Annotated in this window: 22 protein-coding genes; 6 read left to right on the forward strand and 16 right to left on the reverse strand. The window is 33.0% G+C overall.

Features of this window, described 5'->3' with window-relative positions; all coding sequences use genetic code 11:
• Window positions 1–2: 2 nt before the first annotated feature.
• The gene (locus tag BC961_RS03255; RefSeq protein ID WP_121924404.1) at window positions 3–695 is read right to left on the reverse strand and encodes a DUF421 domain-containing protein; all 693 of its coding nucleotides are present in this window, start codon (window positions 693–695) and stop codon (window positions 3–5) included.
• A gap of 9 nt (window positions 696–704) precedes the next feature.
• A complete protein-coding gene (locus BC961_RS03260; protein WP_121924405.1) occupies window positions 705–1,679 on the reverse strand; it encodes a D-alanine--D-alanine ligase in 975 nt (324 codons plus the stop codon).
• A gap of 204 nt (window positions 1,680–1,883) precedes the next feature.
• Between BC961_RS03260 and BC961_RS03265 the strand changes: the two genes are divergently transcribed.
• The 3 genes from BC961_RS03265 (at window position 1,884) to BC961_RS03275 (ending at window position 4,306) form a co-directional block, all read left to right on the forward strand.
• The gene (locus tag BC961_RS03265) at window positions 1,884–2,486 is read left to right on the forward strand and encodes a PASTA domain-containing protein (RefSeq protein WP_121924406.1); all 603 of its coding nucleotides are present in this window, start codon (window positions 1,884–1,886) and stop codon (window positions 2,484–2,486) included.
• A 10-nt stretch (window positions 2,487–2,496) separates the two neighbouring features.
• Window positions 2,497–3,540: an RluA family pseudouridine synthase gene (locus BC961_RS03270; RefSeq protein WP_121924407.1), complete on the forward strand. Its 1,044-nt coding sequence runs from the start codon at window positions 2,497–2,499 to the stop codon at window positions 3,538–3,540.
• A gap of 241 nt (window positions 3,541–3,781) precedes the next feature.
• Entirely contained in the window at window positions 3,782–4,306 is a 525-nt protein-coding gene (locus BC961_RS03275; protein WP_170151281.1) for a C40 family peptidase, read from the forward strand.
• Between the two features lie 373 nt (window positions 4,307–4,679).
• On the opposite strand, the gene cysK is transcribed toward BC961_RS03275, so the two are convergent.
• The 5 genes from cysK to truA all read right to left on the reverse strand — a co-directional run bounded on the left by cysK (window position 4,680) and on the right by truA (window position 10,917).
• Window positions 4,680–5,594, reverse strand: a complete 915-nt coding sequence (gene cysK / locus BC961_RS03280; RefSeq protein ID WP_121924409.1) for a cysteine synthase A — start codon at window positions 5,592–5,594, stop codon at window positions 4,680–4,682.
• A gap of 5 nt (window positions 5,595–5,599) precedes the next feature.
• Entirely contained in the window at window positions 5,600–6,436 is an 837-nt protein-coding gene (locus BC961_RS03285) for a serine O-acetyltransferase (RefSeq protein WP_121924410.1), read from the reverse strand.
• Between the two features lie 254 nt (window positions 6,437–6,690).
• The gene (gene lpdA, locus BC961_RS03290) at window positions 6,691–8,079 is read right to left on the reverse strand and encodes a dihydrolipoyl dehydrogenase (RefSeq protein WP_121924411.1); all 1,389 of its coding nucleotides are present in this window, start codon (window positions 8,077–8,079) and stop codon (window positions 6,691–6,693) included.
• Between the two features lie 285 nt (window positions 8,080–8,364).
• Complete coding sequence (locus tag BC961_RS03295) at window positions 8,365–10,119, reverse strand: ABC transporter ATP-binding protein (RefSeq protein WP_121924412.1); 1,755 nt, start codon at window positions 10,117–10,119, stop codon at window positions 8,365–8,367.
• A 63-nt stretch (window positions 10,120–10,182) separates the two neighbouring features.
• Entirely contained in the window at window positions 10,183–10,917 is a 735-nt protein-coding gene (gene truA, locus BC961_RS03300; RefSeq protein WP_121924413.1) for a tRNA pseudouridine(38-40) synthase TruA, read from the reverse strand.
• A 205-nt stretch (window positions 10,918–11,122) separates the two neighbouring features.
• Here truA and BC961_RS03305 point away from each other — a divergent pair, with 205 nt between their 5' ends.
• A complete protein-coding gene (locus tag BC961_RS03305; protein ID WP_121924519.1) occupies window positions 11,123–11,620 on the forward strand; it encodes a metallophosphoesterase family protein in 498 nt (165 codons plus the stop codon).
• Window positions 11,621–11,624: 4 nt separating this feature from the next.
• Here the strand turns inward: BC961_RS03305 and BC961_RS03310 are convergent, their stop codons facing one another.
• The 3 genes from BC961_RS03310 to BC961_RS03320 all read right to left on the reverse strand — a co-directional run bounded on the left by BC961_RS03310 (window position 11,625) and on the right by BC961_RS03320 (window position 14,687).
• On the reverse strand, window positions 11,625–13,322 hold the full coding sequence (locus BC961_RS03310) for a tetratricopeptide repeat-containing sensor histidine kinase (RefSeq protein ID WP_121924414.1): 1,698 nt from the start codon (window positions 13,320–13,322) through the stop codon (window positions 11,625–11,627).
• 140 nt (window positions 13,323–13,462) lie between these two features.
• Window positions 13,463–14,125, reverse strand: a complete 663-nt coding sequence (locus BC961_RS03315; RefSeq protein WP_121924415.1) for a response regulator — start codon at window positions 14,123–14,125, stop codon at window positions 13,463–13,465.
• 148 nt (window positions 14,126–14,273) lie between these two features.
• Window positions 14,274–14,687: a DUF4293 domain-containing protein gene (locus BC961_RS03320; protein ID WP_121924416.1), complete on the reverse strand. Its 414-nt coding sequence runs from the start codon at window positions 14,685–14,687 to the stop codon at window positions 14,274–14,276.
• A gap of 182 nt (window positions 14,688–14,869) precedes the next feature.
• Here BC961_RS03320 and rho point away from each other — a divergent pair, with 182 nt between their 5' ends.
• Window positions 14,870–16,666, forward strand: a complete 1,797-nt coding sequence (gene rho / locus BC961_RS03325) for a transcription termination factor Rho (RefSeq protein WP_121924417.1) — start codon at window positions 14,870–14,872, stop codon at window positions 16,664–16,666.
• Window positions 16,667–16,800: 134 nt separating this feature from the next.
• On the opposite strand, the gene BC961_RS03330 is transcribed toward rho, so the two are convergent.
• The 3 genes from BC961_RS03330 to BC961_RS03340 all read right to left on the reverse strand — a co-directional run bounded on the left by BC961_RS03330 (window position 16,801) and on the right by BC961_RS03340 (window position 21,749).
• Entirely contained in the window at window positions 16,801–18,015 is a 1,215-nt protein-coding gene (locus BC961_RS03330) for an RsmB/NOP family class I SAM-dependent RNA methyltransferase (protein WP_121924418.1), read from the reverse strand.
• A gap of 130 nt (window positions 18,016–18,145) precedes the next feature.
• Window positions 18,146–20,107 (reverse strand): KUP/HAK/KT family potassium transporter, encoded by a 1,962-nt coding sequence (locus BC961_RS03335; protein WP_121924419.1) that lies wholly within the window; start codon window positions 20,105–20,107, stop codon window positions 18,146–18,148.
• 115 nt (window positions 20,108–20,222) lie between these two features.
• Window positions 20,223–21,749, reverse strand: coding sequence for a hypothetical protein (locus BC961_RS03340; protein WP_121924420.1), 1,527 nt, complete (start codon window positions 21,747–21,749; stop codon window positions 20,223–20,225).
• Window positions 21,750–21,864: 115 nt separating this feature from the next.
• Between BC961_RS03340 and BC961_RS03345 the strand changes: the two genes are divergently transcribed.
• Entirely contained in the window at window positions 21,865–22,926 is a 1,062-nt protein-coding gene (locus BC961_RS03345; protein ID WP_121924421.1) for a WD40/YVTN/BNR-like repeat-containing protein, read from the forward strand.
• Window positions 22,927–22,995: 69 nt separating this feature from the next.
• Here BC961_RS03345 and BC961_RS03350 read toward each other — a convergent pair whose 3' ends face one another.
• From BC961_RS03350 to BC961_RS03360, 3 genes are read right to left on the reverse strand one after another with little or no spacing between them, the layout of a single operon-like run.
• Entirely contained in the window at window positions 22,996–23,454 is a 459-nt protein-coding gene (locus BC961_RS03350; RefSeq protein WP_121924422.1) for a sensor of ECF-type sigma factor, read from the reverse strand.
• Window positions 23,455–23,494: 40 nt separating this feature from the next.
• Entirely contained in the window at window positions 23,495–23,908 is a 414-nt protein-coding gene (locus BC961_RS03355; protein WP_121924423.1) for a hypothetical protein, read from the reverse strand.
• 32 nt (window positions 23,909–23,940) lie between these two features.
• On the reverse strand, window positions 23,941–24,483 hold the full coding sequence (locus BC961_RS03360; protein WP_121924424.1) for an RNA polymerase sigma factor: 543 nt from the start codon (window positions 24,481–24,483) through the stop codon (window positions 23,941–23,943).
• Window positions 24,484–24,503 lie beyond the last annotated feature (20 nt).

The following is a 24,503-nucleotide window of genomic DNA, read 5'->3' on the forward strand; positions in this document are numbered from 1 at the left end:
AATTATGTTTTTCGAATCGTCTTTATCGCTTTAACCCATTCTGTTTTACTGCAAACTTTACAAGTTGCAATTCCTGTGTTTTGAGGTTCTGTATTGCCACAGAACGTACAGGAGAATATGCCATCTTCGGGGATAATAGTACTTTTTTTATTAAACAAGAATGGTAGAATGGGTAATCCTGGTTTAACGTTTTCGTCCTCGTAATAAAAAACGCTTATATCACCGCTAGTTTCCAGAAATGCGTTTCTTACTTGTCCTAAATGCTCTATAGATTTCAAACGCAGTTCAGAAAAAAATTCATCTTGCGCCAAACTTTCTTTTTTAAAAGTAGTGATTGAAAATTCTCCTTCACTTATTAAACATTCCGTTTTTCCTTCTACGAATTCTTCAAACTTTTTGCTTTTTCCTGTAAGCCAAGTAACCAATCGATATAAAACAATAATCACAGTAAATACAGTAATTGCTGGAACTATACCTACATCTTCGTAAAACATGGGATCTCCTGCTGCTGATCCTAAAGCAATAATAATTACGGTTTCAAAAACCGACAATTGTTTCACGCCGCGTTTTCCTGCAATTTTTAACGTCACCAATAAAACGATAAACATTATTGTCGAACGAAAAATAACTTCTAAAAGAAATGATTCGGGTAAACCGTTAAACAACAATCTGTTCCATTCAAAAATTTCTTTCATAACAGCAAATTAATTGTTTAAAGCTAGTTCGATAGCATTAGTAAACAAATCTTCTAGCGAAATTCCAGCTGCTTGTGCTTGTTGTGGAATCAAACTTTCAGTTGTTAATCCCGGAATAGTATTCATTTCTAGCATAAAAGGCTCGCCATTTACTATAATAAATTCACTTCTAGAGAAGCCTTTCATTTTTAAAACTTCATAAGCTCGTTTTGCTATTTCGCCTACTTTTTCAGTCATTTCATCTGAGATTCTGGCTGGTGTAATTTCTTGAGATTTACCAAGATATTTCGCTTCATAATCGAAAAAATCATTTTCAGAAACAATTTCAGTGATTGGTAAAACAGTTACTTTTCCTTTGTAATTGATGACTCCAACAGAAACTTCTGTGCCGTCAAGGAAACTTTCTATAATGATTTCGTTGTCCTCTTTATAAGCGATTTCGATAGCAATAGGTAATTCAGCAGCGGTTTTTACTTTAGAAATTCCGAAACTCGATCCTGCTTTATTAGGTTTAACAAAACAAGGCAAACCCACTTTAGCTACAATTTCGTCTGTATTGATTTTGTCACCTTTGTTTAAGTAGTACGAAGTCGCCGTTTTGATTCCGTAGGGTTTTAAAACGGACAATAAATCGCGTTTGTTGAAGGTTAATGCCGCCTGATAATAATCACATGATGTTTGAGGGATATTTAAAAGTTCGAAGTACGCTTGCATTAATCCGTCCTCTCCTGGTGTACCATGAATAGCATTAAAAACGCAGTCAAAACTTATTTTATTTCCTTGAACAGTTGTTGAAAAATCATTTTTGTCAATAGGAAATTCTGCGTCATTAGCATCTACGTATACCCATTTCTCTTTAAAAATATGGATACGAAATGGATTGTATTTTGTTTTATCCATAAATTCGTAAACTACGTTTCCGCTGATTAGTGAGATTTTATATTCGCTGGAATATCCGCCCATGATGATGGCAATGTTCTTCATTTTTGAAATATATAAGTTATGAAAACGATTCGTTTTTTAGCCCCGATAGAAGTGAAAATCCCACGCTTTTGGGCGTGGATTGTAACGAATAGCGGGAAATAGCTCCTAAAATCCATTAGGATTAATCTTAAAAAGCATTAAACAAAATTATCATTTTTTTTGAAACGAAATAGCTTTATCTTTGCGACATATAAAAATAAATTTATGAGTTTACGTAAGTATCTTACTAGCCGTGTTTTTTTAGTGCAAGTATTAATTGCTTTTGCCATTTTAGCCACATTGATTTACCTGTTTATGCACTGGTTGACTTTTACAACAGATCATGGTCACGAAATTGCAGTACCTGATTTGCGCAAACTTACCGAGGAGCAAGTGCAAAGCAAATTAGATGATTTGGATTTAGATTATGTGCTACTAGATAGCGTAGATTATAGAAGTGAATTTCCTCAATTTAGTGTGGTGGAGCAAGATCCAACGCCTGGAACGATGGTTAAAGTGGGTCGAAAAATATATATCAAAATCAATACTTCTGGTTTTTCATCTGTTAGAATTCCTGATTTGATTGAAAAAACGTATCGTGAAGCAGTGCCAACACTAAAAGCACTGGGGCTTGATGAAGGAACTGTTACTTATGTTCCTAATTTAGGTAAGGATATGGTACTAGAAATGCGTTTTAAAGGACGAAACCTGAAAGTAGGCGATCGAGTTCTTAAATCATCTAAAATTGACTTGGTTTTAGGCGACGGAAAAATGAGTTACCAGGAAGAAGAAAATGCTGCGGATACGATAACTGCTCCAATAGAATAAACACCATTTAATGAACAATACTGTAGATACAATAGATTTAGAAGACGAGTTATATGAACATTTTAGATTTGAAGTTCCTAAGGGCCAAACGGCTTTGCGAATTGATAAATACTTGATGGGATTAATCCAAAATGCGACTCGCAATAAAATACAAACTGCCGCAACTGAAGGAAATATCTTTGTAAATGATGCGACAGTAAAATCAAATTACAAGGTGAAAGCCAATGATATAGTTCGTGTGATGCTTACTCATCCTCCTTATGAAAATCATATTATTCCAGAGAATATTCCGCTGGATATTGTTTATGAGGACGATACTTTACTGCTGATAAACAAATTACCTGGAATGGTAGTGCATCCTGGTCACGGGAATTACACAGGTACTTTGGTTCATGCGCTTGCATATCATTTTGATAACTTGCCAATGAATAGCAGTGAGCGTCCAGGATTAGTGCATAGAATTGATAAAGACACATCAGGTTTATTGGTTATTGCTAAAACAGAAGCTGCGATGACACATCTTGCTAAACAGTTTGAGGCTAAAACTTCTGAAAGGGAATATGTGGCTTTAGTTTGGGGAAATGTAGTGGAAGATCAAGGAACGATTGAAGGGAACTTAGCGCGTCACTTGAAAGATCGCATGCAAATGGCTGTTTTTGCTGATCCAGAAATAGGAAAGCCTGCTATTACTCATTATAAAGTTTTGGAACGTTTTGGTTATGTTACTTTGATTTCGTGCCAACTAGAAACGGGTAGAACACATCAGATTCGCGCGCATTTAAAGCACATAGGACATCCTCTTTTTAATGACGAGCGTTATGGTGGTCATTTAATTTTGAAAGGAACTACGTTTACTAAATACAAGCAATTTATAGACAACTGTTTCAAAGCGTTACCAAGGCAAGCCTTGCATGCTAAAACTCTTGGATTTGTACATCCTACAACGGGAGAATTAATGCGTTTTGATACAAAACTTCCAAAAGATTTAGAAGACTGCATTGAAAAATGGAGAAATTATTCGAAATCCCACGGGACTGATCAAGTAGAAGAATAAGATTTGAAAAGCTCCTTAAAGGGGCTTTTTTTATGGCTTTTTTAACGGATTTCTCTTTATCCAAATTTAGCTTTCTAGCATCTTTTAAATTTAATTACGCAATTTAAATAGATTAGAAACGTTAAAATATATAATTTTCACATCTCATTTAATTGTAGAGAGTAATATCTCTTTTGATTTTAGGTAAATAATATTCATTTAGGTTTTTTATATGACACATAAAAATTTTGCTTTTTTAAAATTGAAAACAGTTTTAACTTTCGTAGTAATACTGTTTTGTACTCAAGCTTATTCCTCTTCTATAATAGGAGTGTGTGCTAAGTCGCAATATACTACGAATGGTAAAGACACTTTAATTAATACATTTAAAAAAGATGTTCCTCTAAGAGATAAAATTATCAATTTTGGAAGAGGATTGTTAGGAACGCCTTATGTAACAGCGGGAAGCAGTACTAAAGGTTTTGATTGTTCTGGATTTGTCTATTTTATCTTTAATCAATTTAATATCAAAGTTCCACGTAGCTCTTCGCTGTTTAAAAATTTTGGGAAAGAAATTGCTATTGACGAAGTTCAAAAAGGAGATATATTACTGTTTTTAAGTCCAACAAGAAATGTTATCGGTCATGTAGGTGTTGTCACAAATCCAAAAGGCTTGGATAGTGATTTTATACACTCCTCTTCAGGTCGGGAGATGAAAGTTATTATCACTAGCTTAAAAAAACCTGGTTATGCAAAAAGATTTGTAAAAGAAGTGCGGGTTTTGTAATTTGGAGAGAATTGTATTGTTTAGTCATTCCTAGACTTATCGACTTTAATAGATAGAATTAAATTTTTTAGCAGTTAACATTAAAATGAAAAGCGAAATTATTTTAAATTTAGAACAAATAGAAGATGCTTAATTTTAATTAAACCCAACTTCAAAAACTATTTCCACTTGTACTACTTAAACCAATAAGCATTCTCTGTTTTTATTTTTTAAGTTATTTTTCTTTTAGAAGTTTGTAAAAAGTATAAACCTCCGCAAATGCCGTTCTTAAAACGAATATTTATGAAGGTTATTTTATATTAGCAAGTCTAAAATTTTGTTGATATTCTTTCAAAATAATTAGAAGTGCTTTACTAATTTCTATATAAATTAATTACACAAACAATCCTTCCACACTTAAATAATGTTCTCCAGTGTCATAACAAAACGTCAGTATTTTTGAGTTTTCAGGAATTTCAGTTAGTTTTTTGGCAACTGCAGCTAAAGATGCTCCGGAAGAAATACCTATAAACATTCCTTCTTCTTTTGCAGCTCTTTGTGCGTAAGTGAAAGCTTCATCTTTGCTCACTTGAATGCTTCCATCTAATAAATCAGTATGTAAATTTGCAGGAATAAATCCAGCGCCAATTCCTTGAATAGGATGCGGACCAGGTTTTCCACCGTTGATAACAGGAGAATCTTCTGGTTCTACCGCGAAAACTTTAAAATTTGGAAAATGTTGTTTTAATATTTCAGCACAACCAGTAATGTGACCACCAGTTCCTACGCCTGTTATTAAATAATCCAATCCATCAGGAAACGCCTTGATAATTTCTTGAGCAGTAGTCTTTTTGTGGATATCGATGTTTACTTGATTTTCAAATTGCAGTGGCGACCAAGCATTTTTTAATTCGCTTACTAATTCATTAGCTTTTGCGATTGCACCGTTCATTCCTTTTTCGCGAGGCGTTAAAACAAATTCTGCGCCATACAAACTCATTAGTCGGCGTCTTTCAATTGACATTGATTCAGGCATAACTAGAATCAGTTTATAACCTTTTACAGCAGCTACCATAGCGAGTCCTATTCCTGTATTGCCAGATGTAGCTTCAATAATAGTTCCGCCTTCTTTTAGTAATCCTTTTTCCTCGGCATCTTCGATCATTGCTAGAGCAATTCTATCTTTAATGCTGGCTCCTGGATTTGCTCGTTCTAGTTTGATCCAGACGTTTTGATTATCTCCAAATAATCTATTTATTTTTACATGTGGCGTGTTGCCTATCGTTTCGAGAATATTATTGTATTTCATAATTATTATATTGAGAAAAAATTTATTTCTTTTATTTCTTTTTGGTTCAAAATCGTGTTTTTGTTAGACTGCATCACAAATGAGTAAGGATTCAGACTTTTGGTCACAAAAGTATTTCCGCCTATGATACTGTGATTTCCTATTATTGTGCTTCCGCCAAGTATTGTTGCATTAGCATAAATAATTACATGATCTTCTACCGTAGGATGTCGCTTTTTTTCTTGCATGCTTTTTTCAACTTGCAAAGCTCCTAGAGTTACACCTTGATAAATACTAACATGTTTTCCTATTGTTGTAGTTTCACCAATCACAATACCAGTTCCATGATCGATAATGAATGGCACGCCTATAGTTGCTTTTGGGTGAATGTCGATTCCTGTTTTACTATGTGCATATTCTGTTAGTATGCGAGGCAGAAGGCAATTAGTTAAAGTAGAAATAGCGTTGGCGATGCGATAGACTTCTATGGCAAAAAAACCAGGGTACGAGTTGATAATTTCCTGAATACAATCTGCGGCAGGATCAGTATCCAATATAGCTTGCGCATCTTGTTGCATCGATGAATACAAAGTAGGAAGCTGGACGTAAAAAGAGTCTGCTACTGCGCGACTCTTAGAAGTTGTTTCGTCTTTGTTGATTTCAGTCAGAATAGCGATGAAACGTGTTTTATTTTGTTCTAGTAACAATTCAATTTGTACACTATCTAAAGCTTTCTCCGGAAATATTATTCTAAATAAATCGTCAAGCCAACTTATAATTTTCGAAGAGTCGATAGCTCTAATCCACTTTTCTTGTTGGTTTTGATGAAGTATATTTGCGAAATCAGTAATACTAGTATTCATTTATTTTCAAATTTAGAGAGTAAGATAACTCAGAATACAAAGATAGTTTACAATAGGAATCTTTTTTGGCACGATTTGTAAAATATTGTTAAGATTTTAGATGTTTTGAAAACCCAGGATTATGTTATAATCCGTTTAAGAAATAGAAGAACATCTAAGTTTGATGTTCAATTAGGAACAAAAAAAATCCGTTTAGAATTTCTAAACGGATTTTAATATATGGAATGAGGTTTCTTCGTTCCTCGCAATGATAATTATAGGTGAATTACTTCATCATAAGCAGCAGCAACCGCTTCCATTACCGCTTCACTCATAGTTGGGTGAGGGTGGATTGATTTTAGGATTTCGTGTCCTGTAGTTTCAAGTTTACGAGCTACAACTGCCTCAGCAATCATATCAGTAACTCCCGCACCTATCATGTGACAACCTAACCACTCGCCATATTTTGCATCAAAAATTACTTTAACAAAACCATCAGGAGTTCCTGCTGCTTTTGCTTTTCCTGAAGCAGAAAACGGGAATTTACCAATTTTTAATTCGTATCCTTTCTCTCTCGCTTGTTTCTCAGTTAATCCTACAGAAGCAATTTCAGGAGTAGCATACGTACAACCTGGAACATTTCCGTAATCTATAGGTTCTACGTGTAATCCTGCAATTTTCTCAACACAGTTGATTCCTTCTGCAGATGCAACGTGTGCTAATGCTTGTCCTGGTGTAATATCTCCAATAGCGTAATATCCAGGGATATTAGTTTGATTGTATGCGTTTACCAAGATTTTGTCTCTATCTGTAGCGATTCCTACTTCTTCTAAACCGATGTTTTCAATGTTGGTTTTAATTCCAACAGCCGAAAGTAAAATTTCAGCTTCAATAACTTCTTCTCCTTTTGCAGTTTTTACAAATGCTTTCACACCTGCTCCAGTAGTATCGATTCTCTCTACAGATGAGTTTGTCATGATTTTGATGCCTGCTTTTTTCAAAGAGCGCTCCATTTGTTTCGAAATATCCTCGTCTTCAACAGGAACTACGTTTGGCATAAATTCTACAATAGTAACATCTGTTCCCATTGAGTTGTAGAAGTGTGCAAACTCAACTCCAATAGCTCCAGAACCAACGATAATCATTGATTTAGGTTGTGTTGCTAGTGTCATTGCTTGTCTGTATCCAATTACTTTTATACCATCTTGCGGTAAACTTGGTAACTCACGTGAACGTGCTCCAGTTGCAATTATGATATGATCAGCGCTGTACTCTGTAACTTTATTATCTTTATCAGTAACATCGATTTTTTTACCTGGCTTTAATTTTCCAAAACCATCAATTACGTCAATTTTATTTTTTTTCATTAAGAATTGAACACCTTTGCTCATTCCATCTGCGACGCTACGGCTTCGTTGAACAACAGCAGGAAAGTCTTTGTCAAATGATGAAACAGTCAATCCGTAATCAGAAGCATGCTTTAAATAATCAAAAACTTGAGCTGATTTCAGCAAAGCTTTTGTTGGTATACATCCCCAGTTCAAACAAACTCCACCTAAGTTTTCTTTTTCAATTACGGCTACTTTAAACCCTAATTGTGATGCTCTAATGGCTGTAACGTATCCGCCTGGGCCACTTCCTAAAACTATAATATCGTATTTCATTTTTTAAAGTGTTTATTATTTTATACTACCGTCATTCATAATTGAATACAAAGACAAGTCGTTTATCTTAGTTTTTTTTAATTTTTAACGTTGCGAATTTAAGGAATTATTCTGTTGTGAGAAAGTTTCAAACTGATAAAGTGTTAAACAAATCCTCGTGTTTTATTTATTGTTTTTGAAGACGATAAATAATAAATTTAAAATCAGTAAAAAGAGGTATAAAATGATATTTAGTATTTCTTACAATGTCTGTTATGCTACTATTAAATTAATGTTTTTAACAAATTAATTCGCAACCGAAAATTGAGAGTCATATAAGTTTTTATAATATCCATTTTCGCGGTGAATTAGTTCTTGATGCGTTCCTTCCTCTACAATCAGACCTTTATCCATTACCACGATTTTATCAGCATTAACAATTGTTGCTAATCTATGCGCAATAACTATTGATGTTCTCCCTTTAGTAATAGTTTCAGTCGCGCGCTGAATTAATTCTTCAGAATAGGTATCGATAGATGAGGTAGCTTCATCTAAAATCAAAATGCTAGGATTACTCACATAAGCTCGTAGGAAAGCAATCAGTTGGCGCTGTCCCGAAGAAAGCATTACACCACGTTCCTTAACATCAAAATCGTAATTGTCAGGAAGACTCATAATGAAATCGTGAACTCCAATTTTTTTGGCTGCTGCCAAAACTTGATCACGACTAATTTCTGGGTTATTAAGAGTAATATTATTAAAAATTGTATCTGCAAATAAGAAAATATCTTGTAAAACCACTGCAATTTGTAATCGTAACGATCCTAGCGTGTAATTCTCAATATTATTATTATCGATGTAAATCGAACCGCTATTAATTTCATAAAAACGATTCAGTAAATTTATTATTGTTGATTTCCCAGCTCCTGTAGATCCTACAATTGCAACAGTTTGTCCTGCACTCACTTTTAAATCAATTCCTTTTATTACCTCTTCACCTGGGATGTATCCAAAATGTACTTTCTTGAATTCGATGTCTCCATTGAAATCCGGAGCTTCAATCATTCCCGTATCTTGAATTTGATCTTCAGTGTCCAAAATATCAAAAACACGATTTGCTGCAATCATTCCTAATTGCATTTCGTTGAATTTATCAGCAATTTGGCGCAAAGGATTAAACAACATTGCAATAAACATAGTATACGAAAATAAATCTCCAAAAGTGGTGAATGTGTCTCCATTTAAAATTTTAAATCCGCCGTAAAGTACTATGAAACCTAATGTTAACGAAGAAATTATATCAGCGATAGGGAAGAAGATGGAGTTATACAAAATCGTTTTTATCCATGCTTTTTTATGCTTATCATTAATTTCTTTGAAGTTCTCCGACTCAATTTTCTCGCGGTTGAATAATTGGACAATTTTCATTCCAGTTACGCGCTCTTGGACAAATGAGTTCATATTTGCGATTTGGTTACGCACTTCTTCAAACGCAACTTGCATTTTACGTTGAAATATTCTCGTAAAGAAAACTAGAATAGGCATTGCAACAATAACAATCCACGTTAGCTTCCAGTTCATATAGAACATGAAAAGTAAAACCACTACCATTTTCATTAAATCACTTATAATCATGAATAAACCTTGACTGAAAATACGAGCAATAGATTCAATATCAGAAACGGAACGGGTTACAAGTTGACCAACAGGAACTAGGTCAAAATACTTCATTCGGAAACTTAAAATATGTTGGAAAAGTTTTATTCTAATATCTTTTACAATATCTTGACCTAACCAGTTGGCCCAGAACACAAAGAAGAATTGAGAAAACACTTCTAGTAAAAGAACGATTCCCATCAAAACAACGTAATGCAATAAACCTTGTTGATCTTGATTAGAAATATAACCATCAACTGTTTGCTTTAATAAATAGGGACGCAATGCCGCAAAAACGGATAGTGAAATTGCAAATATAATTACGCCATTAAACCGAAATTGATATGGTTTGGTATATTTTAATATTCTTTTAAATAATCTAGTATCGAATGCTTTTGCTTTCATGTTTTTTATTTGCGAGCTACTAAGCAGTCTTAAATTGCTGCAGCACTTATTTTATTAATTATTTTACAAATAATCGTATTCTATTTTGGTCAAGTATAAACCATGTGCCGGCACTGAAAAACCAGCTTTATCTCTGTTTTTACTTTTTATGATATTTTCAAAATCAGTTAAAGCAATTTTGTGTAAACCAATATTTACTAAAGTTCCAACAATTGCACGAACCATATTTCGCAAAAACCGATTTGCCGAAATAGTAAATATTAATTTATCATTTTCTTGTTTCCAAAATGCTTCAAAAATTGTACAATCAAAGGTGTTGACATCTGTATTGACTTTAGAAAAACACTGAAAATCAGTATGATTAAATAATAATTGCGCTGCTTCATTCATAAGATTTACATCAAGTGATTGATGAAAATACCAACTTTGTTCTTGTAAAAACGGATCTTTGAATGTGTTAATGTGATATTCGTATGTTCTTTTAAGTGCGTCAAAACGGGTGTGCGCCTCATTCAAAACAGGAATAATATCATAAACCGTAATATCTTTGGGTAAAAAGGAATTAAGCTTATGGACAAGGTTTGCAACTTCAAATACCTTATCAAAATCAAAATGAGCGTACATTTCCTTAGCGTGAACTCCAGTATCTGTGCGTCCTGCACCCATTAAATTAATCTCAGTATTTAATAAAGTAGAAACAGCTTTATTCATCGTTTCTTGCACTGACGAAGCGTTTGGTTGGTATTGCCAACCATGATATTGCGTTCCGTTGTATGCTAGTTTTATAAAATATCTCAAGTCACTTTTTTTGAAGCTACAAAGATACTTATTAATTTTTTGGCTATGAAATGGCTAATAGCCAAAGTTTGTTAAGTTTTTAAAGGATTTTTTATTTGGAATCGGAATGTTTAATTTTACCGAAAATGCTAGGTCAGATTGTTCCGATGCTTCGGGAGCAGAAATAGCTCCTGATTGCTTCGTTTCTAAAAATGAAATTATTACTATGAAAAAAATTCTTCTCTTATCTGATACGCACAGTCATATTGATGACACGATTTTAAAATATGTAAATCAGGCTGATGAAGTTTGGCATGCTGGCGATATCGGCGATTTAGTGGTGACGGATACCATTAAAAAACTGAAACCATTGCGCTGTGTTTTTGGAAATATTGATGACGCTCAAGCACGACTTGAATTTCCGCTACACAATCGGTTTCTGTGTGAAGGGGTTGATGTTTGGATTACGCATATTGGGGGTTATCCAGGAAAATACAATTTAAATATAAAAGAAGAAATAAGCGCAAATCCTCCAAATTTATTTATTTGTGGACATTCACATATTCTGAAAGTAATTTTCGATAAAAAAAATAATTTTTTACACATGAATCCAGGCGCTGCAGGAAAAAGTGGTTTTCACCAAGTGAGAACGATGCTTCGTTTTGTAATTGATGGCGATAAAATCAAAGATTTGGAAATAATTGAATTCGAAAAAAAGGCGTAATTCATTATACGCGGTGGACGATAGGAACAATAATTTTGATTGAGGTTCCCACTTCTAAAGTTGAATTAATATCAATATTGCCCTGCAAATTGTTTAGCCTAGCGGTAATTTGACTCAGTCCAAAACCTTCAACAATTTGGAATTTATTAGCGTCAAAACCTTTGCCATTATCAATGATGTCAATTTGGAGAGAATCATTATTTTCTTTTAAACGTAGTTGAGCTTCTATAGCGTCACTGTGTTTGATAATATTATTTAAAAGCTCCATGACGATAAAATAGATTTTCATTTCAAAGTCTTCATCATAGCGGGTAGTTCTCTCAACGGCACTTATATACTTAAAATTCAAAATTGAGTTTGAATTTTTATCGCACAGATCTTCTAACGCATCAAATAAGCCAAAACGCGCTAAGAGCGAAGGCATTAATTCGTGTGATAAGTTTCGAACTTGATCATGTGCTTCTTCAAGAATTGCTTTTGTCTTTATAATTTCTTGTGAAGTTGTTGGGTTTTGAGATATGTGTGCAAAAAGGTGCATTCCTGCTGAAGAAAGTAAAGCGCTAATGTTATCATGTAGAAAAGATGCAATCTTTTTGCGCTCTAATTCTTGACCATTGATAGTGGCGTTAATAGTGTTTTCCTGCACTTTACTACGTAAATCTTTTAGCCTATTTTTATGTTTTAGTTTGACGTTTTGCGCGTAAAAATAGAACAGAAAAAATAACATTATTAAAACGGCTACTAAAACAATAACAATTTTTTTATTTCGAGACTGTTCGTGCAGAAATTTATGCTCTTTAGTTTTTAGTTCACTTTCTATTTTATCTATTTCTCGCTTAAATTCATCTATTTCAAGATTGATACCGGCAATATTTGACTTGTTGTGTTTAGCTTCATTGTTTAATTGGTCTGTAATGGCATTATAGATAGTTAAATTTTTATAGGCGTTTTCGTAGTCGCCATTTTTATTTAAAAATTCAGCATACTCATGATATGAATAAGATAGATCTGATTTTTCGTCTCCTTCGATACCTAACTTTATTGCGTTCTCAAAATAGAAAATTGCTTTATCACAATCATTTTTGTGACTGTAATACATTCCATTAAGCATGTTTAGCGCTACAACAGTAGTAGAGTCTCCATGTTTTTCGTGAAATTTATTAATGTAGTTTAAGTAGGGAAGGCCTTGATCGAATTGTTCAATGTCAAAATGGGCCCATGTTAGATTTAGCTTTGTGAAAACTATCTGTGATGAATCACGACTTTTAGTGCTAAATTCCAATGATTTTTTATAGTAGTAAATTCCTTTTTCATATTGTTTCTTATCAAAGCAATAGATATTACCTAAATTATTATTTAACCAGTTTTTGAGTAGATCATTATTTGTTTTATTAGCGTAGACTAATCCTTTGTGATAATATAAGTACGCTTTATCAAATTCAGATAATTGATCAAAATTTGCGGCAATTGTATTGTATGCACTAGCTATTAAATTATTATCTTTTGAAGAAAGCGCGAGACTTAAAGCAAGTCTTGACTTGACTAATGATTTCTCATAATTTCCATTTTTCATCAAATCAACTGCTTCTTTGATCAGTGCAGCTGCTTTTTTTTGTTCTTCTTTTTCTACGTGCGCAAAGGCTGTATTAGAAGAAAAAGTCAAAAGTAAAATCAATGCAAAAAGAACTTTTTTAAGAAGCATAATAAGTTTGCTAAGTAGTTAAAATTGAATTTTGATCAATTGTTTTAATGGAAATTTTTAATTTATGGTATTCGAATCTTTTTAATGTACTATTCTAATATGCTTGTAAACTAAATGCAAAATTATAAATAATACAGTGCTTATGGTTTTACCAGTTTGTGTTTTATTGCATATTTTACAAGACTAATCGAATTTTTAGCGCCAAGCTTTTTCATTATATTTTTACGATGCGTTTCGACTGTGTTTGCACTAATAAATAATTGATCACTAATTTCCTTACCGCTGAATTCAAGCGAAATTAAGATTATAATTTCAAGCTCTCTTTCTGTTAAAATTTCGTTTCCGTGTAATTGAGATTTATTTAATTTAGGGTTACCTTTAGTTACTTTCGTGAAAATTTTCTCCCTAACATCTTTACAGAAATATTCTTCGCCATTATTAACCGCTAGTATGGCGTTAATAATGTTCTCGCCTGCACATTTTTTAGTCAAATAACCACTACTACCTAACTTCATCACTTCTCGCACTATTCTTAAATCGTCGTGGCTTGATAAAACTATGATTTTGCAGGGAAAACCTTTGGCGGCAAATTCTTTTATAACCTCAATTCCGTCCTTGCCAGGCATGTTGATGTCAAGTACAAGAATATCTGAGTTGTTACTTTGCACCTCTTCAAATAAATTATCACCTGTAATGGAGTGGCCAACTACTTTAAATGCAGCGTTAGTATGCAAGATTGTTTTGATACCATCAATTAGTATTTGATGATCATCAGCTAGGTGAATTCGTATTTTGTCTAACATAGTGTGTTTGTTATTGCCAAATTTAGATAAAATAAATAGCTGTGCGCAAATTTTCTCAAATTATTGCTGACTTTGAGTTTTGAACACAAAAAAACCCGAACTGTTACATTCGGGTTTCCTTCGCACTAATAAACTAAAGTTTATAGGTTTACCTCAATCTGTCCACAGATTTTACGAGATCTTCATCCTTTTTGATGGCCTTATTAGCTAAAACTAATAACACGATAGCAACTACAGGTAGAAACATCCCAATACCTTTCTCAGAAACAGCGGGTGTTTCTCCAGATACATTTAGTGAACGATATACAAACAATCCTAATAAAATCAAATTTAATATGATATTCAATCTGCCAATAACAAATTGATTTTGTCTTTTTTTATAGGAAACGATACTCAAAACAGTTAGCGTAGTACTAAGTCCTAGCAATACCGTGTAGATTTGACTTTGCATGAAATAATAAGAGCTATTATCGCTCATAGTCCATAAAGGAATAAAAAACAATAATATACCTGTAACTACAAAAGCAAGAAATAAATAAATGGTCTGAATTCTCTGTATCATGTGTTAAATATGTTTGACAAAAATATATCTTCTTTTTTACAAATACTATTGTCTGATAAAAATTTATTCGTATTATTGCATCATAATTCCGTAAGCACTTCATACTGCGGTTGATTCAATTTAAAGTTACTACCTATCTTTTACGTTATTCCAAAAAAACTAATTAAACTCATAGAACATTCATGTTTGATATTTCTGCATTAAAAGAAATGAAGCTTTCTGAGCTTCAAGAAATAGCTAAAACGGCTAAAAACATAAAATTTAACGGTGTTAAAAAAGAGACATTGATTGGTCATATTTTAGATCATCAAGCTGCTACAGTTGAATCGAAAGTAACTACAACAGCAGAAACTGTTCTTGAAGATGATAAACCTAAAAGAGCCCGAATTGTTCCTGTTAAAAAAGTAGCTATTCAAAAAACGAAAGTTAATCCTGTTATTGAGAATCAGGAAATTGCAGTCGCTGAAATAGAAACAGAAGAAAATAACGTTTCAGAAAAAGCGGAAATTGCTATTAATGAAACAGATTCTTCAGATCAAGAGCAAAAAAACGAGGAAAAAGTAGAAGGTAAAAAACCTGGTACAGCGATAAAATTTAATAAATCAGCTTACGAGAAAAAAATAGCCTTAAAAAAGGACAAAGAAGAAGTTAAAGAAACTTCAAAAGAGCAAGAGCCTACAGTTGACTCTACATCAGAAGTAACTGCTGAAGAAAAAGCTGAAGTTGTTGCTCCTGCAAAAAAAATAAATCCGAACCAGTTGCATAAACAAAATGCAAATCAAAATGGAAACGGAAATCAAAATACAAATCAAAACCCCAATTTTAAAAACAAGAAAAGCAATTTTGCTGCATCTGACTTTGAATTTGACGGTATTATAGAAAGTGAAGGAGTTTTAGAAATGATGCCTGATGGATATGGTTTCTTAAGATCTTCTGATTATAACTATTTGGCTTCGCCAGATGATATTTATTTATCTACTTCTCAAATACGATTATTTGGTTTAAAAACTGGAGACACTGTAAAAGGTGTGGTTCGTCCACCAAAAGAAGGAGAGAAATTTTTCCCTTTAGTTCGCGTATTAAAAATAAACGGGCACGATCCTCAAGTTGTTCGCGATCGAGTTTCATTCGAGCATTTAACTCCTGTTTTTCCGTCAGAGAAATTTAAATTAGCTGAAAAGCAAAGCACAATTTCAACTCGAATTATTGATTTGTTTTCACCAATAGGTAAAGGACAACGTGGAATGATCGTGGCACAGCCTAAAACAGGTAAAACGATGTTGCTTAAGGACATTGCTAATGCAATTGCAGCTAATCATCCTGAAGTATATTTAATTGTTTTGTTAATCGATGAAAGACCAGAAGAGGTTACAGATATGCAACGTTCAGTAAGAGGAGAAGTAATTGCTTCTACTTTTGATAGAGAACCACAAGAGCACGTAAAAATTGCTAATATCGTTCTTGAAAAAGCAAAACGTTTAGTAGAATGTGGTCACGATGTAGTGATTCTACTAGATTCAATCACACGTTTAGCAAGAGCATATAATACGGTTCAACCAGCATCAGGAAAAGTTTTAAGTGGTGGTGTTGATGCTAACGCATTACAAAAACCAAAACGATTCTTTGGAGCAGCTCGTAATGTTGAAAATGGAGGTTCTTTAAGTATTATAGCAACTGCATTGACAGAAACTGGTTCTAAAATGGATGAAGTGATCTTCGAGGAATTTAAAGGAACTGGTAATATGGAATTACAATTAGATAGAAAGATCGCAAACAAACGTATCTTCCCAGCTATCGATTTAACTTCGTCAAGTACAAGACGTGATGATATGTTGTTAGATCCAAAAACATTACAGCGCATGTGGATTATGAGAAAGTATCTTTCTGATATGAATCCTGTGGAAGCAATGGATTTCATAAACGATAGATTCAAGAAAACTAAAAATAATGAAGAGTTCTTGATTTCAATGAACGACTAACAAAATAATTTAAAATAGTTATTTCCAAATTCTAATTTGGTTTATCTCTAAAAAAAAACTCCAATTTTCAAATTTGAAAATTGGAGTTTTTTTTATTTATATTTCTAGGAATTTCTATATCGAAATTTAAAAATTTATTCTTTACGTTCTAACAAAGCCATGTAAAAACCATCAAAACCAGACTCTGAGGCAAGGATTTTTTGATCTTTTATAAAGTTGAATTGTTTTCCAATGTCTGTTGTCAAGAAACGAGCAACTTGATCTTGATTTTCAGAAGGTAAAACGGAACAAGTAGCATAAACTAATTTCCCACCTGGTTTTACAATTTTAGAATAGCTTTCTAAAACTTCTGATTGTACTTTACGAATATTGTCAATAAACTCTGGTTGTAATTTCCACTTAGCATCAGGATTTCTTTTTAGAACTCCTAAACCGCTACATGGAGCATCAATTAGTACACGATCTGCTCTTTCATGTAATTTTTTGATAACTTTTGTAGAATCTATAATTTTATATTCGATGTTGAAAGCTCCATCTCTCTTAGCACGGATCTTTAATTGTTTTAATTTGCTTTCATACAAATCCATTGCAATTAATTGACCCTTATTTTCCATTAGAGCAGCAAGGTGTAGTGTTTTTCCACCAGCACCAGCACACGTATCAACAACTCTCATTCCAGGCTTAACATCAAGGAAAGCAGCTACTAATTGTGAGTTTGCATCTTGAACTTCAAAGAAACCTTGTTTAAATGCATCCGTCAAGAAAACATTAGCTCTTTCTTTAAGAACTAAAGCGTCTGGTTGATTTTTTAAAGTTTCTGTATCAATATTTAAGTCCATCAAAATAGCACGAAGTGCTTCTCTTGTCGTCTTTAATGTATTTACTCTAAGTATAACTTTGGCTGGTTGATTTTGAGCTGTTATTTCAGTTGCCCAAACTTTTTCACCTAATTCTTTAACTCCTAATTCGTCCATCCAGTCTGGGATAGATTCTTTTAATGCTCTTACTCTTGAAAGTTCATCAAAACGACCTTTTATTTTTCTTTCTGGAGTTCCTTCTAATTGACGCCAATCAGGAATAGGATATCCTCTTAATACAGCCCATACTGAAAACATTCTCCAAAGATTATCTCTGTCAAATGGTTCTTTAACTTCTGCAATTTCTGCGTATAATCTTTTCCAACGTACTATTTCGTAGATAGTTTCAGCGACAAATTTTCTATCTGAACTTCCCCAACGTTTGTCTTTTTTTAAAGATCTTGCTACCACTTTATCAGCATATTCACCTTCATTGAAAATGGCATTTAATGCATCTATTGTTGTGTAAACTAAATTTCTATGTAATCTCATTTTTAATAATTGAGGTGCAAAGGTACTATTTATTGATTGAATGTGATATTTTAAATAATGAATGTTATTTATAAATTTCTTTCCAAAAAAAAAACACTGTGTTTGTTACAGTGTTTTTTTGAATTATCAATTAATGAATGCGTTTTAAATCTACTTTTTCAGGAGCATGAAGCACCATCGGGAATTTTTCAATTTTTACAGAACTACTGTCTAATCCAAAAGCTCTCTCCTCAGATAAACTTAATTTTTTAAGAAGGAAGTACGAGTTCATTATTAGTTTTTCATGCCATCTTAAACGACTATCATTGGATAGGAATTTTTCAGATAAAACAAATTTGAAATCACCAATAATGTTATTTTTATTTAATGATTCATATCGACTTGTAATATCAACTTCACCATTTTTAACCATGTCTTTAATCACTTCTCTAAACATCAAGTTTATTTTAGTTGGCTCCCTAAATCCTAGATTAAAATCAACACGGTATAAATCGTCTTTTAAAATTTGAGTAACCTTGTACTCCGCCTTATATGGTTCAGATAATATATTGACGTGTACAAACCAATAAATATCAGCTCTTTTTGGTCTTTTTTGTAAAATTGAATACATTACTTTTTCTTCTATTTCGTCAGTTCTTCCAGCGTTAGTCATATAAACCAAGTGCGTTGCGTATTTTGGAATAGTTAAATCAGCGCTTAGTTCAATCAAAACTTTTTTGTAATCTTCAACTTTTACAAGTTTAGTGTAACTTTTATTTATTTGCTTAGCTAAATACCAAATTGTCATTATACTAATTAATATTGCTGCAATGATAAGTGTTACGTAACCTCCATCAGCAAATTTAGTGATGTTTGCTGCTAGAAAACTAAATTCAATAAGTAAGTAAATAGTTATTAGTGGAATTATAAAGTATAACTTAACCCTTTTCATTATTAGATAAAAGTTAAGTAAAATGGTCGTCATAATCATGCATAATATGATTGCTAAACCATAAGCATGTTCCATATTGTTAGATTCCTCAAAGTGCAATACAATTCCAACACAACCAATAAAGAGCAGCCAGTTTATTGAGGGTATGTATAACTGTCCTTTTAATTCAGTAGGATATTTAATTTTAACTTTTGGCCAAAAATTTAGTCTCATCGCTTCATTAATTAATGTAAATGAACCACTAATCAAAGCTTGTGACGCAATTACTGCAGCTAATGTTGCTACAACAATACCTATTGGTTGGAACCAGTCAGGCATAATAAGGTAGAAAGGATTTCCATTTTTACCGCCTAAATTTTGCAACGTTCTTCCCTCATGATGGATCAAATAAGCGGCTTGCCCAAAATAGTTCAGTACTAAAGCGGTTTTTACAAAAATCCAGCTAATTCTAATATTTTTACGACCACAATGTCCCATGTCTGAATACAAAGCTTCTGCACCAGTAGTACATAAAAACACGAATCCAAGAACAAAAAATCCGTCGGGATGAGCTGATAGTAGATTGTAAGCATAGTAAGGATTAATTGCTTTAAAGACTTCAGGATGTTGTGTGATTTGGATCACTCCTAAGACAGCTAGCATTGCAAACCAAACCAGCATCATAGGCGCGAAGAATTTACCAACCAATTTTGACCCAAATTGCTGAATTGCAAACAGCACAAACAATATTCCTATTACAATGGGAATAGTATTGATCTCTGGATAAAAAGTTCGTATACCTTCAATTGCAGAAGATACAGAAATGGGGGGAGTTATAATTCCATCGGCCAATAGTGCGCTTCCACCAACAATTGCGGGGACAATCAGCCATTTTATTTTGGTTTTTTTTACTAACGCATATAAAGCAAAAATACCTCCTTCACCATGATTATCGGCGCTCAAGGTAATGAGTACGTATTTGATTGTAGTTTGTAAAGTCAGCGTCCAAAAAACTGCTGAAACTCCACCTAATACAACATCGGCATTTATTATGTGGGTGCCTAAGATGGCTTTCATTACATACAATGGTGAGGTTCCAATATCACCGTAAATTATTCCTAAAGAAATTAATAAACCACCTAAAGTCAATTTACTATGCAGGTCTTTGTGCGATGCGCTCATTTAATGATTTTAATAACAGGTCAAAAGTACACTTTTAAAATAAAATGTAGCTTTTTATAGAATAAAAAAAACACGGCTTTAAGGGCCGTGTTTTAATGTAATAACTAAGTCTTTTTTAGATTCTTCTACTATCATTTCTAGAGGAAGAAATTGTTCTTTGACTTTCGTTTCTTTGAGGAGCTGATTGTCTAGAAGAATTGCCTCTACTTTGTGGTTCTGCTCTTTGGGGTGCAGCTTCTCTCGACGGGCTTGTTCTACTTTGTGAATTTTCTCTTTGTGGAGCTGTTTCGCGAGAAGGTGCTGATCTGTTTTGTGAATACTCTCTAGGAGAACTTCCTCTTTGTTGCGTTGCATCTGGAGATGGATTTGTTCTGTTTTGAGAATAATCTCTCGTAGTACTTCCTCTTTGTTGAGTTGCATCCGGCGATGGATTTGTTCTGTTTTGAGAATAATCTCTCGTAGTACTTCCTCTTTGTTGAGTTGCATCCGGCGATGGATTTGTTCTATTTTGCGCATAATTTCTAGAAGAACTTCCTCTTTGCTGAGTTGCATCTGGTGATGGATTTGTTCTATTTTGAGAATAATCTCTTGAAGAACTTCCTCTCTGAATTGTAGCATCCGGAGATGGATTTTTTCTATTTTGTGAATAATCTCTCGTAGTACTTCCTCTTTGTTGAGTTGCATCCGGCGATGGATTTGTTCTGTTTTGAGAATAGTCTCTTGAAGAACTGCCTCTCTGAGTTGTTGCATCTGCAGAACGATTTGTTCTATTTTGAGAATAATCTCTCGAAGAACTTCCTCTTTGTGCATTTATTTCACCTGACGTATTTCCTCTTCTTGAAGCTAAATCTCGTGATGAACTTCCTCTTCTATTTGAGTTTCCAATTTCATTACTTGATCCTCTTCTTTGATCCAATTCGTAACGATTTACAACGTTCACGTTTCTTCTTGAAAAAGAATAGTTCGGATTTTGGCGCTCATATCCATTCGAACGTCTAGAATTATAATATACTACAGTACGTTCATTTCTTCTATGATTTACGTAATTGTAATTGTTATTAATATTTATGTTGATATTGATGTTGTTTCTATATCGAAAGATTGGGAACGGATTCCATGCATAATAATAGGAAGGATAATAGTTCCAATTCCATGATGAATAATAAGGTCTGTAATTATTTGACCAAAAAGACGCGTAAATTACTGGTGTAGTGTAGTAAACCGGTTCGTAAATGTAATTCTCTCCGTACATAAATACATCACCTACAACTTGAACGTGAATTTTATTGTTCCGATCTTTTTCTACATCGATCGTCGCAACATCTTGGTAAACATCACGATCTATAACAGATTGTATAATAATTAAATGCGTTCTGTTTTCGACAGTCTCGATCACTCGCAAATAATCAACTTCATCATCATTATTTAAATCCAAATTAGATATTTGACGCTCTGGATCATTAAGACGCTTTTCAAAATCCTGAATGTTTCTAGAATCACCAAAAATGGATGCAACTGCTCTTAAGTCAAGGTTATCACTTATCTCAGAGTTCATCGCATTTACAGATGTTCTTTTTTGTGCTTGCAATTGTGTTGCGAAAACAGTAGTCAAAAGACTTAATAGTAGAAGTTTCGTTTTCATAGTAAATTGGATTAAATTTTCTCTTTTTTGGAATATCCAATTACTGTGCCAATAAATTTTAGAGACTAATCGTATTTCTATTAATAATTGTAAATTAGCATTAAAATAATTTTGTATGAGAAAAATAATATTGATTTTAGCAGTGTTTTCAACTCTTTTGTCTTGTAAAACAGCAGTTTATAATTCTGATGATTTAAACAGCTCTAATTTTAAAAACGTGCTTATAGACACTTTATTCCAAGATAAAATAAGCATTCGAGCAATTCAAATTGATAAAAATAGAGTTTGGTATGCAGCAGATAACGGAAGATATGGTTTTTATAATTTAGTGGATAATAAAAAAACTGAAAATACAATTGAGAAAAATGCACTGAAATTAGAGTTTAGAAGTATTGCTCAAACAAGCGACAATGTTTTCATTTTAAATGTTTCTAATCCGGCTTTGCTGTACCAAATTTCTAAAGCTGATTTGAGTTCCACTTTAGTGTATCAAGAAAATCACGAGAAAGTTTTTTACGATAGTATGCAGTTCTGGGATAATAATGAAGGTATTGCGATGGGTGATCCCATCACTAATTGTTTAAATCTAATTAAAACTCGTGATGGGGGTAAAACATGGAACAAAATCTCTTGTGATAAGTTACCAGTAGTCATTGATGGTGAAGCCGCTTTTGCTGCAAGTAACACGAACATCATTATTAAAGAAAATAACACTTGGATTGTATCAGGTGGAAAAAAGTCTAGAGTTTTTTATTCTGCTGATCGAGGAAATAGTTGGACTGTTTATGAAACGCAAATTATACAAGGCAAAGCAATGACAGGAATTTTCACAGCTGATTTTTACGATTCAAATAATGGATTTATTGCTGGGGGAGATTACGAAATTAAAGCTCAAAATTTCTCTAATAAAGCAAGTACTAGTAATGGCGGTAAAACATGGAAATTGGTAGCAGAAAACCAAGCTTTTGGTTATGCTTCTTGTGTTCAATATGTTCCTAATAGCAAAGGTAGATCATTAGTTACAGTTGGTTTTACTGGAATTTACTATTCTAATAACAGTGGCAATTCGTGGGTAAAATTGTCGGACGACAGCAGTCTTAATACAATCCGATTTATAGATGAAAACACAGCAATAGCTGCTGGACAAAGCAAAATGATTCGCCTCCGATTTAAATAATAAAAAAACCCTAAACTACAGATTACGACTGCGGTTTAGGGCTTTTTACAGAATTAATAAATAAAATTTTTATTTTTTTGATCCTTTATTTCGATATTGCTGCAAAAGTTTTCGATTGAAATCTTCTTCCGCTTTTCTTAGCTTCAAAACTTTTGAAGCTGGTATTATTGCTCTAACATTCTGAGTAAATTTCTTTCTAAGTAAAAACAGTTCCTCTTCAGTATCCTGTATTTGAGCTAGAAATGATGATGCTTCTTTTTCTGTCATTTTATCTAACGAGCCATCGCTCATTCTACGCATAAAAGCTCTCATCTTTTGATGTCTTAATTCAAACTGATTATCATCAAAAGTGTTGTAAAGAGGCCAAAACTTCTCTGCTTCACTATTTGTTAAGTCTAATTCGGTAGTGAAGAAGGCTACTTTAAGTACTTTTATCTGCTCTTTTTTTTCTTTCATACTTTCGCCCTGAGCATAAAAGCTGACTGAAACTAGCAATAGTAATAGTGGAAATAATTTTCTTATGGTCATTTTTATTTTTCTAATTAAATATTAAGAAATAGTTTTAAATTTATTCTAAAAGAAGATTTTCTAAATTTGAGTTCATTGCTAGAACATCTTCTATAGCTTTATCCTCAATAGCTACATTTATTTTTATCTTACTGATATCTTCAGTTTCTAACTCGTTAATCAAGTCGTATTGATTGACATTTGATTGGTACGTAATATAATTCTCTAAAGCTACTGAATCTAATTCTTGTTTGTTTTGAGACCAGTTAGCAATTATGGGAATCATTAGCGCAAGAACTAAAATCGCGGCTATCATCATAAACAACGTTTTTCTCTTTTGAAATATCGAAATTACTTTTGGTTCACTCGCAGGTAATCGCTCCATCATTTTGACAGAGAAATTTTCAAAATAGTCATTTGGAGTTCTAAATCCCGATTCAATTTTAGGCTCGTTTTCTAATTTAAATGTTTTCATATACTACTAAGACACTTTTACTTTAAAAAGGTTTAATTGGTTGTTACAAAAGCTTCTATTTTTTTTACTGCTATGTGATAAGATGCTTTTAGACCTCCTACAGAAGTCCCTAAAATTTCAGAAATTTGCTCGTACTTAAGCTCTTCAAAATATTTCATCTTGAAAACGAGTTGTTGCTTTTCAGGTAATAGCGCAATAGCTTTTTGTAATTTTAATTGGATTTCATCTCCATCAAAAAAAATATCTGCTTCAAGATTATCAAGTACTTTGTTTTGAATAATTTCTGATGTAACGCCACTCATTTTTGATTTTTGTTTCAAAAAATTTAAAGCTTCATTTGTGGCTATGCGGTACATCCAAGAAAAAAGTTTACTTTCTCCTTTGAAATTTTTTAAATTTTGAAATATTTTAATAAATGTGTTTTGCAGTATATCATCAGTGTCATCATGGTTTAAAACGATATTCCGAATGTGATTATAAAGCGGTCTTTGATACTCCAATATTAAACTCTGAAACGCTTCATTCTGCGTCCGAGGATCTAATAATTGCTGTATAAATTCCTTTTCTTCGTGCAAAATTGTTTTTTATAAGTTAG

This window comes from Flavobacterium weaverense, assembly GCF_003688495.1.
Lineage (GTDB): Bacteria > Bacteroidota > Bacteroidia > Flavobacteriales > Flavobacteriaceae > Flavobacterium > Flavobacterium weaverense.

What these genes read in the sequence shown, in the direction of transcription:
- BC961_RS03255 (WP_121924404.1), bottom strand. Translation starts at nt 695, where the DNA reads ATGAAAGAAATTTTTGAATGGAACAGATTGTTGTTTAACGGTTTACCC.
- BC961_RS03260 (WP_121924405.1), bottom strand. Translation starts at nt 1,679, where the DNA reads ATGAAGAACATTGCCATCATCATGGGCGGATATTCCAGCGAATATAAA.
- BC961_RS03265 (WP_121924406.1), top strand. Translation starts at nt 1,884, where the DNA reads ATGAGTTTACGTAAGTATCTTACTAGCCGTGTTTTTTTAGTGCAAGTA.
- BC961_RS03270 (WP_121924407.1), top strand. Translation starts at nt 2,497, where the DNA reads ATGAACAATACTGTAGATACAATAGATTTAGAAGACGAGTTATATGAA.
- cysK (WP_121924409.1), bottom strand. Translation starts at nt 5,594, where the DNA reads ATGAAATACAATAATATTCTCGAAACGATAGGCAACACGCCACATGTA.
- BC961_RS03285 (WP_121924410.1), bottom strand. Translation starts at nt 6,436, where the DNA reads ATGAATACTAGTATTACTGATTTCGCAAATATACTTCATCAAAACCAA.
- lpdA (WP_121924411.1), bottom strand. Translation starts at nt 8,079, where the DNA reads ATGAAATACGATATTATAGTTTTAGGAAGTGGCCCAGGCGGATACGTT.
- BC961_RS03295 (WP_121924412.1), bottom strand. Translation starts at nt 10,119, where the DNA reads ATGAAAGCAAAAGCATTCGATACTAGATTATTTAAAAGAATATTAAAA.
- BC961_RS03305 (WP_121924519.1), top strand. Translation starts at nt 11,123, where the DNA reads ATGAAAAAAATTCTTCTCTTATCTGATACGCACAGTCATATTGATGAC.
- BC961_RS03310 (WP_121924414.1), bottom strand. Translation starts at nt 13,322, where the DNA reads ATGCTTCTTAAAAAAGTTCTTTTTGCATTGATTTTACTTTTGACTTTT.
- BC961_RS03315 (WP_121924415.1), bottom strand. Translation starts at nt 14,125, where the DNA reads ATGTTAGACAAAATACGAATTCACCTAGCTGATGATCATCAAATACTA.
- BC961_RS03320 (WP_121924416.1), bottom strand. Translation starts at nt 14,687, where the DNA reads ATGATACAGAGAATTCAGACCATTTATTTATTTCTTGCTTTTGTAGTT.
- rho (WP_121924417.1), top strand. Translation starts at nt 14,870, where the DNA reads ATGTTTGATATTTCTGCATTAAAAGAAATGAAGCTTTCTGAGCTTCAA.
- BC961_RS03330 (WP_121924418.1), bottom strand. Translation starts at nt 18,015, where the DNA reads ATGAGATTACATAGAAATTTAGTTTACACAACAATAGATGCATTAAAT.
- BC961_RS03335 (WP_121924419.1), bottom strand. Translation starts at nt 20,107, where the DNA reads ATGAGCGCATCGCACAAAGACCTGCATAGTAAATTGACTTTAGGTGGT.
- BC961_RS03340 (WP_121924420.1), bottom strand. Translation starts at nt 21,749, where the DNA reads ATGAAAACGAAACTTCTACTATTAAGTCTTTTGACTACTGTTTTCGCA.
- BC961_RS03345 (WP_121924421.1), top strand. Translation starts at nt 21,865, where the DNA reads ATGAGAAAAATAATATTGATTTTAGCAGTGTTTTCAACTCTTTTGTCT.
- BC961_RS03350 (WP_121924422.1), bottom strand. Translation starts at nt 23,454, where the DNA reads ATGACCATAAGAAAATTATTTCCACTATTACTATTGCTAGTTTCAGTC.
- BC961_RS03355 (WP_121924423.1), bottom strand. Translation starts at nt 23,908, where the DNA reads ATGAAAACATTTAAATTAGAAAACGAGCCTAAAATTGAATCGGGATTT.